Origin of the sequence: Enterococcus sp. AZ048, from assembly GCF_051715125.1 — a bacterium.
In the GTDB taxonomy this organism is placed as follows: Bacteria; Bacillota; Bacilli; order Lactobacillales; family Enterococcaceae; genus Enterococcus_A; species Enterococcus_A gilvus.
Genome location: NZ_JBIOTD010000001.1, coordinates 579,487 through 592,946, shown reverse-complemented (window position 1 = coordinate 592,946; position 13,460 = coordinate 579,487). Strand labels below are relative to the sequence as shown.

The window sequence follows — 13,460 nt, the reverse complement described above, 5'->3', positions numbered from 1 at the left end:
CATTTAAAGTATAGCGAAAAGGGAAACACTTCACAATAACTCTTCCAAAAAAAGAAGAAAGTATAAAAAAACCGAATTCATCGCTGAATTCGGTTATTCTTACTTATTTTCGTTTAAAGTAGATCAGTCCGGTCGTGCCGACTACCAGCATCCCTATCAACGCCACGATCGGCTGCTTCTCCTCGTTGGTCCGAGGATAGACTTTTCCGACCGTATCGTTGATCCAGCTCGTGCCACTAGGCGTCGTGCCACCGTTTCCATTGCCCGGTACAGGTCTTGCCAGTACCGTTTTTTCCACGACATGCTTCCCGCCATTCGGTCCAGTGATCGTGATCGTCACCTTCTGACCTACCGTCAATTCCAGTGCCTTGATATCTAAAATAATTGTGCCCTTCGCATCTGATTTGCCCAGTGCAAAGGCGTCGCTTTTCTCAAGGGAAACATCGATCGTCGCCTCAGGGATCGTCTTCCCAGTCAGCTGCGTATCGCCTTCATACAAATTGGCGATTTTGGTTTCCTTTTTGAGGCGTTCCGTTTCTTTTGCGGCATGATCGCCTAACACTTCTACAGTAAAATCACCGCGCCCGCCAGCTTCCCCAGTCACAGCAAGATGGACCGTGTCGCCTTCTTTTAAATTCAAGCCCTGTACATCCAGCTTAAATTCGCCATTGGCATCTGCTTTTTGAGGAACTTCTGCCGCCTGCACTGCCACAGGGAGAAGTGCAGATGCTACAGTTGCATCTTCGCTTACCGCAGCTTCAACAGTCCCATTCGGGATCGTCTTCCCAGTTAGGGCTTTGTCGCCTTCATAAAAAGGATTCACTTTTGTTTCATTATTGATTCGCTTAGTTTCTTCTTCTTGCGGATTCGTTGCCTTCGGAAGAACCTTGATTTTGAAGCTGGCTTCTCCACCTTGTTCACCAGCAATCGTCACCGTTACCTCTTGGCCTTCTTTTAAGCCTAGCTGATCGACAGCGAGCGTGAAGTTTCCTTCATTGTCCGCCGTACCCTGCGCCAATGCACGCGCGGTTGTTGGAGCGACTGTTACTTTCCCATTCGGGATCGTCTTTCCGGTTAGGGCTTTGTCGCCTTCATAAAAAGGATTCACTTCTGTTTTATTATTAATTTGCTTGGTTTCTTCTTCTTGCGGATTCGTTGCCTTCGGAAGGACCTTGACCTTGAAGCTGGCTTCTCCGCCTTGTTCACCAGCGATTGTCACCGTTACCTCTTGGCCTTTTTTTAAGCCTAGCTGATCGACAGCGAGCGTGAAGTTTCCTTCATTGTCCGCCGTACCTTGCGCCAATGCCCGCGCGGTTGTTGGAGCGACTGTTACTTTCCCATTCGGGATCGTTTTCCCAGTCAGGTATTGTTCGCCTTCATAAAGAGGGTCCACTTCTGTTTCATTATTGATTCGCTTAGTTTCTTCTTGCGGATTCGTTGCCTTCGGAAGAACCTTGACCTTGAAGCTGGCTTCTCCGCCTTGTTCGCCAGTGATCGTCACCGTTACTTCTTGTCCTTCTTTTAAGCCTAGCTGATCGACAGGGAGCGTGAAGTTTCCTTCATTGTCCGCTGTACCTTGTGCCAATGCCCGCGCGGTTGTTGGAGCGACTGTTACTTTCCCATTCGGGATCGTCTTCCCAGTTAGGGCTTTGTCGCCTTCACGGTACGCGTTGATCGTCGTTTCAGCGTTGATTTTCTCTGTTTCCTCCTTGGCAGGGTCATCAGGCTCTGTCGTCGCGAGACTCTTTCGCCCTTCGACGCTTGCCGAAACTTTCTTCCCGTTGGCCTCTAGATCCTGGATATAGCCAATGAAGGTTTCTGTGTCAGGATCAAGTGCTCCGACAAGGTTGGCTTTCGTAAATTCAGAGAAGCCATCGCCGCCGCCATATAAGAAATCATTGATGATCAATTTGTAGGTGCCATTCGGATCGATCGCTGTGCCATCTGCTTTCTTCATTTCCTTTACGACGTATGGATTCGCCGCTGCGGAATCTGGATTTTTCTCTACGGTGTATTTTAGTCCAGATAACTGAAGGTAATAGCCGCTTGCCTGTCCTTTTTCTTCATCGTAAGTAAATGTCTGCTGATTCAATACATTTTTGAGCTGCTGACCAGTCATCTCGACGATCTGCATGATGTTCCCAAAAGGCTGGACCGCCTGTGCCGCGCCCCAAGTGATGGCCGCGTCTGATTTCACTTTCAGATCATCGCGAATCCCGCCGTTATTGGTGATCGCAAAGTCGACCTTTTCGCCCTTCTTATTTGCCATGTAGACCTGCGCGTCAGTCACGAGATTTCCTACAGGCGACTCGCCCAATTCATTGACTGTCCGCGTGATGTCTTCTGCTTTATCTGCCGTACCGATCTTTTCTTCCGTTACTGCTTTGACCCGATTGTCGGCGTCCGCAACGATTCCCTGAACGTCCGTGTCTGGTGACACCCCGTTATTCGGAATGACTGGACTGACGGTTGCCGTCGGTGTCGTCACGAAATCCTTCGTCGTTTTATCGATTTCCCCTTGCAGGTCGATATAGCCTTTCCCTTGAGACGTGGACTGAACGATTCGCGTATCGCCTACGACGCCATTCGTATAGACATGGTTGTGTCCGGCAAAGAACGCGTCCACGCTATTGTCCGGATCGACTTGATTGACCTTGTTCATGATGTCCGCCGTCTCACCGCTGACACTTTCCCCCGCTCCTTGAACAGAAGGGGTATGGCCTAAGACAACGATGGCTTTGACACCTTTTCCTACAAGCTCTTTAGAATACTTAGCGATTTCCTCTGCGGGATCACTAAACGTGTAATCCTTGTGGTATTGCGCCAATACAAGGTTCGGGATTTCTGTGGTAACAACACCTATGAAGCCAATATTGATCGGCTCAGCCTCTGTCCCCACATTTTTCACCGTATAAGGTGTCCAGCCAAAAGGAATCTTTCCCGAATCCTTCTCTTTGACGTTCGCGATAACGAGGTCAAAGCCGCCCTTCAATTGGTCCTGACTGTAGTCATTGTTGTACTGTGTGACGATGTCATAAAAACCAGAGGCCGGATCAGGCTTCGTCCCGGTCAGGATACGATTGAACTCTCCTAAGCCTTCGTCAAACTCATGGTTCCCCAACGTTCCTACGGAGAAATTCATTTGGTTCAAAATCCGCATCGTAGGCTGATCCTGCAGCAAGCCGGAGTTCGCCGGACTGGCGCCGACCATATCCCCTGCTTGGACGCGCAGACTTTTTCCTTCATTGTTATGCGCCGTTTGGAAATTGTTCTCTGCTTGACTGAAATACCCTGCTAATAACGCCGCGGTTCCTGCGCCAGAGATCTTCGACCCGTCAGCCCCATAGTAGCTGCCTGTCGTGCTCAGTGCGCCATGAAAATCATTGATCCCCAAAAGCTGGACTGGGATCGTATCAGCAGCCTTTGCCGCCTTGGCAGTCGCTGGTGCGCTGCTCGTTGTCGTTTCTTCAGCAGAAGAAGAGGTTGTCGCAGATGTCTCCTCACTGCTCTTTTCCTCAGAAGAACTGCTGACGGCACTCTGACTCGTCGCAGTCTCACTGGTGAGCGTCTCAGCCACCACCGCCCCGGAAGGCAGAGTCACCCCTAATATAGTAAACAAAGTAATGGCACTTCTAAAAATTTTCGATTTTTTCAACCCATCATCTCCTTAATTTAAAGCGTTTACAAGAAAAATAGTAACAGTCCTTCACGGAAAATTCAAACTTTATCCCATTTTTCTTTTAATTTCTTCTTAATTAAGGCGAAAATGCAAAAAAATAAACCTAAGGGATATGTGGTTTCCCTTAGGTTTACTTTATGTCTATAAAAAATTGATGTTTTCTTTACAGTTAGAAATGACTTTTTATTGGGCCTAATACTCCTTCATAAGAAAATCCTGTGCGTCCTGGCGATGCGCCTCCAATTTCTCATAATAGATGTCGTATAACGCGTGATGGGCGTCATCATTCCCTAGTTCCCCCATCTTTGCGTATCCTTCATAGGCGATATCTATTAAAAGCGAGTCGCGATCTCGGATAAATGCAAATAACTCTTTTTGAAATTCGGTCTCTCCTAGTTTATCTGCATTCTTTTCTTTATATGCCAGCACCTCTCCATGATACTCTGGAAGCTTATCCATCATTTTCTTTTTATAGGTAAGATAAATCGCTTTGTATTGAGCTTCCAAATCTCCTGAATGAGTGAGTGATTCGGTCGTAGCATCATCCATGCCCTTATCACTCGAGAGCGCAGATTCTTCTATTAAGGTCGACGACACACTGCTCGTCTCCTCAAGACTCGATGTCGTTGTTCCGCAAGCAGTCATGACTAACAACGAACAGAAAAGCAAACAGCTTAAGTCCTTCTTCCTCATTTATACACTCCTTATCGAATTTAAGAATTTGGTACTTCGTGTTCCTCCGTCTCCTGTACTTCTTTCTTCTCTCGAAAGAAAAATGTCAACACACGATTTGTACTGCGGGTCTCTAAAAAATTCGACGGTAATAGAGTCAAGAAGAACATTCCGATGGACGCCAACGCAATCATTTTGAGACCAATCCTGTTAAACACTCGATAAAACATCAGCAAATCATTGGAGAAGAATCTAAAAATATCGATGAGAACCAAACTAGCCATCAATCCAAAGTAAATAAAAACTCCACGCCCCCTGAAGCCTACATCTCGAAGACGTCTCGTTTCAGAAGCAATTGTTGGGACACCCAATACAAGTAGGAAAAAGATATCCATTTGCCAAAAAGGTGTTGTAAAGGAGACCATCCTAAGAATCATCAGACAGATATTCACCGTGATCAGACGTACCCACCAATACCCTGCCCTTGTCGTCCGTCCTCTAAAATCCAAGAAGCCTGTAAAAAAATCTTTGTTTGCACGGGCGAATGTCACTTCCCCCGGTACTTGATTGATCCTTTTCAATTCATCCTCTCCTTTTTTCCGGTCGTTACTCGGTTTTTTTCTTTTTCAAGAAGAGGGCGAGAACGCCGATACTCATGACCATTCCCAGTACACTGATCATCGAACTATTTTTCGTTTCACCTGTACTAGGCAATGTTTTTTTCGTCGTTGGCTTCACAGCACCCAACTGTTCGTATTTCTTCACAACGACGTTTTTTGTGATCTGAATGTTTTTATTTCCACCGGAATTGATTCCTTTGGAAGGTTGGTCAGCCGGAGGTTCATAGGCAGGCGTGCTGAGATCCACGACAGTAAGAGTCATCGACTTTTTCGCAGTTTCTCCCTCTGGTGTCACCGCGGTGAATTGGATCGTGTAGACTCCTTCTTCCACCAACGTATCATCCGATGCATAGACGACGATCTCGTCGTTCAAGACCTCAAATTCGGTAATAAAATCATCTGGATTTTCTGTCTTTGCCCAACTGAAGATGATGTCTTCTGTCAGCTTCTCTCCGACATACATCACTTTGTCTTCTACTAAGATGTTCGGAAGGCGGACTTTTTTGTCTTCTACTACGACCGTGATCGTTTGCGTGGCTACTTTGCCTGACGCGCCGCGGACCTGATAGGTCACAGTGTACGTCCCCGCTTTTTTCGTATCTACGGTATTCGCTGTCACGAAAATACCTGTGTCAGAGGCAGTCGCTGCTTTCCCCAAGGCCTTTTCTACCCCAGCGACGTCTGTCTCGTACCCCTTCGCATAGCTGTATGGATCAAAGGAATCGCCAACCTTCAGCGTGAGGTTCTTCGCATCGATCCTCACAGCGCTCTTGTCTTCGATCGTGATCGTAACGATCTTCTTCGTGATGGTGTTGTACGGAGAAAGAACGGCTACCTCGACCGCGATCTTGCCGACCTTATCTGTTGAATGGAAACCCGAAACAACGATATCCGCGTCTACTGTAGGAATGATCGTGCCATCCACGTCTTTGATCACGACCCGTTCACGAATCGCTTGGACGTAATCTGCCCCTTTTGGCAAACTGAAGTCTGGCAGCTCGATGGTATACATTCCTACGTCAGGTGCCACTACCATGATGTGTGCGGACTGTGTTGTGGTCTGACCTTTGGCATTCGTCACAGAATAGGTCAGCAGATAATCCCCCTCGACATTGACGTTCACTGTACCGGATACGGTCACTTTTGAAGTGATGTCGCCATCCGTCTTGTCCGTGGCACTGACACCCGCCATCGGATCGAAGGCACTCCCTTTTGTGATCGTTTGGACAGGAATGATGTTGATCGCTGGTGCCGTATCTGTCGCCTCATTCGACGGGAACTCCTCTACGTCCTGCGGCGCCACCGCTGTCGGTGCTGCTGCGGCTGGTTGGCTTTGTGCTTCTTCTGGCGGTGCGGTTGGTGTTTGCGGTGCTTCCGTGACCACAGGCGCTGCCTCTTGGACGGGCGCCGCGGGTTCTTCTACCGGCTTGACCTCTGGTGCCTGTTCCGGCACTGTGATTGGTGGTGCCGGCGTTGGTTCTGGTGCCGCCTCTACGGTTTGAACGGTCTCTGGCACCGCGCCTTCACCCTCTGCCGCCAATCCTGTTTGCGTTGCCAAAAAGGTCGGCAACAGCAAGGAAGCGATCGTCAAACTTGCTGTATAACTCTTTTTCATTTTTTTCTCCTTTTCACCCTATTTTTCTATTCTTTAAACTAAAAAGAACGGCTTATTAACTATTTTACAATCATTATTTGAAAAAATATATGATTTTTAGATAAAAAGACCAAAATAGTTAGGATAAATGTTTTAAAAGAAGTAAAAATACAACATTTACCCGAATAATGAACATTCTTTACACCGATGACCGCTTCACAGAGGGATCGTCAATGAAAATTTGATCATACACCGTCTCGTGCAATCGATAGCCTTTGCCCCAGCACGTTTCGATGATCGGACCTGTGATCTTCTTGCCAGCCAGCTTGTTTCTTAGGTACTTCACCAATACCGAGAGCTGAGACTTGCTGGAATTCGTGTTCCCCCGATTCCACAGACGGGAACAAATTTCCTCCCGAGAGACTGGCTGGTGCTGCTTCTCGTACAATATCCGAAAAAGCAGGTCCTCAACACGACTCAGATTCAGACTGGACAACGTTTGGCGACCGTCGGATTTCGGCAAGACGATCACTTCTCCTGCGACCTGTCCTTTCTCGCCGCAGCTCAAAGCCTCCCGCAATACCTCCAGCGAAGGGCGGCTTTCGATCCAGCCGGTCAACCCTAGCCGTTTCCACTCCTCCAGCTGCGCTTCTTCTAGCTGTTCATCGGATTTCCGAAGCAATGGGTTGCCCGCTCCCTTAAGCGCTTGGAGCAATCGCTTCGTTTCCCCATTCGACAAGGTCTCGCTTAAAATAATATGCTCAAAAATGCGGAGCACGTCACTGGTCCCTCGCGCAGACAGACAACGGTCGATCAGCAGCTTCGTGGTATACACTTCATGCCCCAATTGGCGCAAGCGCCGTTCAAATAATTGCTCGTTTAATGGATTATTGGTAAACAGCAGAATCTGACTCATCAATATCCCCTCTTTCTTACTGTTTATAAACTACTTGCAAACACACGATAATTTCGACTATTTAAAAAAAGAATGTGGCACTATCTACCCATTCTTCATCAGCGATCGTCTCAGCCGCTGGAGACTAGAGCCTGCATGCTGTCGTTCTTCTGGATCATGTCCAGCAGCTCTGGATTGAGGCGGTAGCCTTTGCCCCACAGTGTTTGGATCGCTTTGTTTCTCAGACTGGTCTTCTCGAATTTCCCTTTGATCCTCGTGACGGTACTCGATAAAGACGCGAGATGGGATTTGTTGCCTTCCTCGTTCCAGACCTGATGGCAGAGGTATTCCCGCGTGACCACCTTGTTGCCGGCCTGTATCAAGATAAACAGGATCTTCGCCTCTGTCTGAGAGAGCTGATGCAAGACCTCTAGGAACTGATAATTATCGGTGGCACTGGCGACGTTCCACTCTTCTTGCAGTGCGGCGGGACGGATCAGCGAGACCTTATTTGACAATTGCACGTATTTTTTCGTCTCGCAGGGCACATCTGTCTCAACGGGCGGGTGCTTCAATATGTATAGACATTCCCGCAGCTCGTCCATTGAATCATCGTTGGAGATGACTGCATGGAGCCTATCGTTCTCTAAATATTCATGGTCTTTGGCTGTGACCTTCGTTTCTACCTTGCGGATGATCCGGATCGGATGATTTTCTAGCAGGGACACGAGGAACATGACCTCTGACTCACAGATCGTCTCACTCAAGATGACGTATTGAAAAAAATCAAAAAAATCCAACGGCTCCGCTTGCTGGCTACATCTTTCAAATACCTTTGCCGAACACAGAACCTCGTAATTCAATAACTGAAGCTTCCTCTGGATCTCTTGTTCAGCCAATATATTTTTCGTCAGAACTAACACTTTGTTCATTCTACTCTCTCCTTCATTAGTTAAACCCTCAGGATAAAACACGGATGCTCCGACCGGAGAAGGCGCTGCCTTCTGACAGTGCCCCCTTCGATCGGGATCAGTGGTCCTTGCGAGGAGACATCACAGAGACTTTAGGGTATTCGTAACGTCCTTTGATTTCCTCTAAGTCTGGGACGTTGCTCTGGGCGAGTTGATCCACCCGACTTTTTAATTCTTCGTAGATGCTCAAGATCGTCTGACGAGATTCGTCGACTTCACAGGAGATTTCTTTGGCACGGTCGTGGATCGTTTGCAGCTCGGCTTCGGAATCCTTCACGATCCGTTGGGCGTCCAGCTTGGCTTTTTCTACCATGCGATTCGCCTGTCTGCGGGCGGAGATCAAGACTTCGCCGATCTCATGCTGCGAATGGACCGCCTCCTGTTGTAATTGCTCGTTTTCATTTTTAAGTCTGGTGAGCTGGTGCTGAAGCTTCGTGATCGTTTCATTTTCCACGACGGTCTCTTGATGCTTCTGATCTTCGACTAAGCGTTGGATCAGCTCTTCCTTCTCGAGAATCTGCTGATCCTTCTCATTGATCAGGTGATCCAGCTGCACCACTAGCGCTTCTTTTCCTTGCAGGTCATGGGCCAAGCTGTCCATTTTTTGCTCGTACTCGTGATGCTGGATCTCGTCTTCCTTTTGCATCATGACGAATTCATGGATCTGCTGCTGCGCTTCCTTCAGTTCACTTTCCAGCGTGTGGTATTTTTCCAAAGAGGCTTTTAATGCCGTGATCTCTTCTTCTGAATGGCTCAGTTGATCCTTTAGATAGGTCGTTTCTTTATTGTCCTGCAAACGCTGGATCTCTTGGCGGCTGCGACGAATCTCTGCTTCTAGCTCCTGGAGCTGGCGGCGGTTCTCTGCCTTTTCCTCGCCTGTGCGAAGCAGTGCCTGCTTGTACTTGTCATTTTCCTTAGACAGACGTTGTTTTTCTAGCACGCTGTCGGTTTTCAACTGCTCTAGCTGTGCTTCTTTTTCTGCTAATGTTTGCTTTAATTCTGTAACTTCATTCGGCTGTGCAGGGGCTGCTTTTTCTGCCGGCTTTGTGACCGTTTCTTCCATCATGACCTCTTCTTCTGGGACGGAATTGATCTCATCGATGATGTTCTTGTTGAAAAACCACCCATTTTTCTTCTGTTGTGCATGCATAATACTCCCTCTTTCTTTACTCTTCTTCTTGGATCAACTGAAAGTCTTCCTCCGCCTTTTCCCGAGAAAAGGTGCAGCTATAGGTCTTCTTCTTGTCTTTGTCATTCATCAGATTCATCTGGAAAGTGATCTGCGTCAGCTTCGAGATATCCTTCGCTTCTTTGGCGAAGGCTTTGATATTGTCCTTGATCTGCTGGCGATTCTCTTCACTGCCGGAATCCCCCGCCAACGCGATGTTCAGTGTCTGGGTCGGGATATCCAAGACGATCAAGGTCGTCGACAGCCCGAAGTACGGACTGACTTTAGTCGAGAGGTCGCTCTCGATCTCATACTGCTTCTCCCGATTCTCCTCAGAGAACAAGGCGTCCCAAGGATAGTCCTTCAAGCCGATCCCCTTTTCAGGGTAGGCCTTGATCGGCAGCTTGTTGATGAGTTGCTTCTGTTCTTTTTTCAACGTATACAGTTCATCCTTCAACTGGTTGGTCCGTTCGGTCATGATGTGCAGCTGGTCCTCCACTTTAAACAAGCCGTATGTCGTCAATAATAAGCCCAAAGCGAGAAAGATCGCTAGAAACAATAAGGCCGAGACGTGCTTTTCCTGTTCTGCTTGCTTGACATACTCCAGCTTCCGTTGAAACGAAAGCGGTGTGCCGGGGGGGACATTGAGCCGCTGCAGCTGGACCTTGATGATCATCCGGCGAAACCAGACGATCAGGATCAAGATGACGAGTCCTACGCTGATCCAGTTAATGATCAAAATAGTCGGTTCCCCTTTTCTTCATTGATGGTCAGAGCGCGAGGCACGTGTTTAGCCCCGCATACTATCAAAATAGGTCGTCATCTTTTTATTTTGACGCTCCTTTTTTATTTCATTTAACAGCGAACCGTTGGACAAGGCTTCGACCTTGAACTCAAGATCGTCATAGATCGAAAGCACGCTCTTTCTTGATTCAGCCACTTCGATCAAGATTTTCTTCGCCCGATTGCTGATGTTTTCTAATTCCAATTCCGCCGAGCTGATCATGTGCTGTGCTTCGATCTGGGCTTCTTCGACGGTGCGATTCGCCTGCTTCTTCGCCGAGATCAGGACTTCGCCGATCTCCTGCTGAGACTGGATCACTTCTTGCTTTAATTGCTCATTTTGCTCTGTAAGCTCGTCGACATGGCGCTTCGCCTGGATCAGCTCCAGACTTTCCTCCGATGCCTTCTGTTCCTTCAATCGGCTGAGCTCTGTCTGAGCATCCGCGAGACGGTTGGCGAGGCGATCCTTTTCGACCTCCAGCTCTTCTAAAGCGGCCGTCTTCTCCTCCAGCTTCGCGATTTCTTCGTGTGCATCGAACAAGGCACTGTTGAGGGCTTCTTTTTCAGCCGCTAATTGCTCAACACTTTCCGTCATTTCTTCTGTTGCCTGTACGTTTTCCTGCACTTGTCCTTGTTCACCTGCATCCATCTGTGTTTCCTCCAATAATAGTTTCTGCGCTGTGTCGCTCGTAGTCGTGACTCTGTCTTCCATGATTCTTGTTTCCTTGATCTTCTGTTCTAAACGTGTGATCGCGGTCTGGTACTGCTGGATCTCTTTTTTCAGTTGGCCGAGCTCTTCTTGCTTCGGCGTTGCCGCCAGCTCCTTGTCCTTTTCCTCCAGCCATTCGATCAAGGTGTCATTTTCAGACTGAAGCTCCTTTAGTTTTGCTTCATTCTTTTGATTGATGGCATGGAGCTGCTGGCAATCCTTCTCTAACTCCTCGTATTCCTGCTTCAGTTGCTGGAATTGGTGCTGCTGCTCATGCAGTGCTTCATCCGAAGATTGCGTCACCGCGGCTAATGCTTCGGCGTGTCCCTGCTGCTGCGCCTCGGCCTCTGCCTGTAGCTGCTCCCGTGCAGTCACGGCTTCTTGGTACGTGACCTCCAGCTCCGTCAACTGCTGGATCGTCGCTGTCAGCTCCTCCTTTACAGCCGCCTGTGTTTCTTTTTCTTCTATTAAAGAAGTCAGTTCTGCTTGTTGCTTGGTGAACTGATCGTTTATCCGTTCTTTTTCTTCTGTGACTTCGTCTACCTTTGTTTGCCAGTGATCTTCGCGATCCTTCAGTGCATCCTCGATGATCGTGCGCTCGACAGTCAGCTTTTCCTTGAGTGCCGCATTCTCCACCGCCAGCTCCTGGACCTGTGCCTCCGCCTCCTTCTTGAAGGACGCAAGCTCTTCTTTGAGCCGTTCCAGCTCCGCGCTTGGTGCATCGGCAGCGGATACCTCCGCTTCGGACTCGTCAGAACAACGAACGGCTTCCGGCGCTTCCTGTTTGGCCGTGTCCTCTTGGTCCTCGACACTGTCCTTCGGCTGAGGGATCGGCGTCTCCATCAGCTCCGCCGTGTCGAAGACCTGCTGGGATTCGTTGTAAAGCTCTTCTGCCTGCAGCTCCTCCTCGGTGATGTCATTGATGAATTCCTTCAACGCCTGCGTCGAGAGCCATTTTCTCTTTTTGGGTTGTTTATCTGCCATTAGCCTTTTCCACCATCATTCTTTAGATTCTGCTCGGAGACATTTTGCTTGTTGAACGCTTCCGAGCCTGTTTTCCGCGAATAGTTCACACTGTAGACGACTTTCTTCTTGCTGCCGCCAGAGGTGATCATCCGAACCTGTATCTGCGTTAGCTCCGGTACGGCTTCCGCTTCCTTTGCAAACGCGTCGATGTTTTTCTTGATCGTCTCCTGACTCGTCTGATCCTCCGCCTGGCCCTCCAGATGCAGCGCCAAGGTCTTTGGGATCGCTAGAGAAAGCGCCGTGTCAGAAGTACCGACATACTGGAACAGCTTTTGCGAGACATCTGACTCCACCTGCTCCTGCAGACCGGAATCCTTGTTCTCCACCGTCAGCTTGTCCCATGCATACTCCTTTAAGCCGATCCCATCCTCCGGGTAGGTCTTCAAAGGGATGCTGGTCGCTAGCTGCTGCTGCTTTTCTTCGACCGTTTCGATCCGCTCGGTCAGGCGGGTATTCTCTGTTTTCGTGTGCTGATAATCATTTGCCAATACGAAGAAGGACCCGATGAAGCTGACCAGCGCCACGCCGATCAGCAGACTCGTCGCGAAGAGGTAGCGGATGTGCCGCGCCTGTTCGATCCTTCTGAGGTAATGAAGCTTCCTGCGAAACAGGACGGTCTGGTCCGGCTCTTGCTGGATCGCGCGGAATCGCCGATCAAATGCGAGACGAATGAGTGTCACGCTGATGGCCGCGATCACGAAGCCGGCACTGACTATTGCGAGTATGAACATCCTATTTCCCCTTCTAACGAGCGGCTCGTCCCTCCAACGCCGCCTGATCCTTGATCATAGACGGCAGATGGAGCTGGACTTTCCCCTCGATTTCTTCTTTTTGGACAAAGCCAAAGGTGCGGCTGTCCTTCGATACGTCGATGTGGTCGCCTGTCGTAAAATACAGACCCGCTGGGATCTTCGCCAGATCCTGAAATTCCTCTGCGACCGCCGGCGACAATTGAAACGTATAGGTCGTCTCAAAGGTGCCGTGCTCCCCGATATTCAAGACCATCCGATCGTTGCGGATGAACATCGTGTCCCCCGGCATCCCGATCACTCGCTTGACGAATTTTCCTGATTCACCCTTTACGGAGAAGGCGATCACGTCGTAGCGGCGGATCGAGGCCCGCTTCTTGACCAAGACCATGTCTTTTTCCGTCAAGCTGGGGCTCATGGACGTGCCGGAGATCGGATGGAAGCTGTATTCCCTGCGGACGAGCTGCCCTGAGAAGAACAGCACGCCTAAGACGAGCAGCGTTAAGATCGTCAGGATCAAGCTCTTTCCAATCGAGCGTTGGGGCGGACTCTCGCCTTTTTTCAATTGACGCGAACGAACAGTTGCCATAGGTT

The 13,460-nt window shown here is 49.0% G+C and carries 11 protein-coding genes; all 11 read right to left on the bottom strand.

The genetic code is table 11. From position 1 onward, the window contains the following. Positions 1-103: 103 nt before the first annotated feature. Positions 104-3,655, bottom strand: coding sequence for a 5'-nucleotidase C-terminal domain-containing protein (locus IGI66_RS02960; RefSeq protein WP_438847510.1), 3,552 nt, complete (start codon positions 3,653-3,655; stop codon positions 104-106). 216 nt (positions 3,656-3,871) lie between these two features. Next, entirely contained in the window at positions 3,872-4,372 is a 501-nt protein-coding gene (locus IGI66_RS02955) for a hypothetical protein (protein ID WP_438847508.1), read from the bottom strand. A gap of 20 nt (positions 4,373-4,392) precedes the next feature. Then, entirely contained in the window at positions 4,393-4,923 is a 531-nt protein-coding gene (locus IGI66_RS02950; RefSeq protein WP_438849273.1) for a DUF805 domain-containing protein, read from the bottom strand. Between the two features lie 34 nt (positions 4,924-4,957). Next, positions 4,958-6,586 carry an immunoglobulin-like domain-containing protein gene (locus IGI66_RS02945; RefSeq protein ID WP_438847506.1) on the bottom strand — a complete coding sequence of 543 codons (1,629 nt, stop codon included), beginning with the start codon at positions 6,584-6,586 and terminating at the stop codon, positions 4,958-4,960. Between the two features lie 178 nt (positions 6,587-6,764). Then, entirely contained in the window at positions 6,765-7,481 is a 717-nt protein-coding gene (locus IGI66_RS02940; RefSeq protein ID WP_438847504.1) for a helix-turn-helix domain-containing protein, read from the bottom strand. 110 nt (positions 7,482-7,591) lie between these two features. Then, a complete protein-coding gene (locus IGI66_RS02935; RefSeq protein WP_438847502.1) occupies positions 7,592-8,392 on the bottom strand; it encodes a helix-turn-helix domain-containing protein in 801 nt (266 codons plus the stop codon). A 97-nt stretch (positions 8,393-8,489) separates the two neighbouring features. Beyond that, positions 8,490-9,581 (bottom strand): hypothetical protein, encoded by a 1,092-nt coding sequence (locus IGI66_RS02930; RefSeq protein ID WP_086306214.1) that lies wholly within the window; start codon positions 9,579-9,581, stop codon positions 8,490-8,492. A gap of 16 nt (positions 9,582-9,597) precedes the next feature. Further along, entirely contained in the window at positions 9,598-10,338 is a 741-nt protein-coding gene (locus IGI66_RS02925; protein WP_254908399.1) for a hypothetical protein, read from the bottom strand. 51 nt (positions 10,339-10,389) lie between these two features. Next, positions 10,390-12,075, bottom strand: a complete 1,686-nt coding sequence (locus IGI66_RS02920) for a hypothetical protein (protein ID WP_438847499.1) — start codon at positions 12,073-12,075, stop codon at positions 10,390-10,392. Next, complete coding sequence (locus tag IGI66_RS02915) at positions 12,075-12,641, bottom strand: hypothetical protein (RefSeq protein ID WP_438847497.1); 567 nt, start codon at positions 12,639-12,641, stop codon at positions 12,075-12,077. Before IGI66_RS02915 ends, IGI66_RS02920 begins: the two co-directional genes overlap by 1 nt. Before the next feature lie 220 nt (positions 12,642-12,861). Next, positions 12,862-13,455 carry a signal peptidase I gene (gene lepB, locus IGI66_RS02910; protein ID WP_438847495.1) on the bottom strand — a complete coding sequence of 198 codons (594 nt, stop codon included), beginning with the start codon at positions 13,453-13,455 and terminating at the stop codon, positions 12,862-12,864. Between the last annotated feature and the right edge of the window lie 5 nt (positions 13,456-13,460).

Coding starts and splice junctions, on each gene's coding strand:
- IGI66_RS02955 (WP_438847508.1), bottom strand. CDS start 4,372: ATGAGGAAGAAGGACTTAAGCTGTTTGCTTTTCTGTTCGTTGTTAGTC.
- IGI66_RS02945 (WP_438847506.1), bottom strand. CDS start 6,586: ATGAAAAAGAGTTATACAGCAAGTTTGACGATCGCTTCCTTGCTGTTG.
- IGI66_RS02940 (WP_438847504.1), bottom strand. CDS start 7,481: ATGAGTCAGATTCTGCTGTTTACCAATAATCCATTAAACGAGCAATTA.
- IGI66_RS02935 (WP_438847502.1), bottom strand. CDS start 8,392: ATGAACAAAGTGTTAGTTCTGACGAAAAATATATTGGCTGAACAAGAG.
- IGI66_RS02930 (WP_086306214.1), bottom strand. CDS start 9,581: ATGCATGCACAACAGAAGAAAAATGGGTGGTTTTTCAACAAGAACATC.
- IGI66_RS02920 (WP_438847499.1), bottom strand. CDS start 12,075: ATGGCAGATAAACAACCCAAAAAGAGAAAATGGCTCTCGACGCAGGCG.
- lepB (WP_438847495.1), bottom strand. CDS start 13,455: ATGGCAACTGTTCGTTCGCGTCAATTGAAAAAAGGCGAGAGTCCGCCC.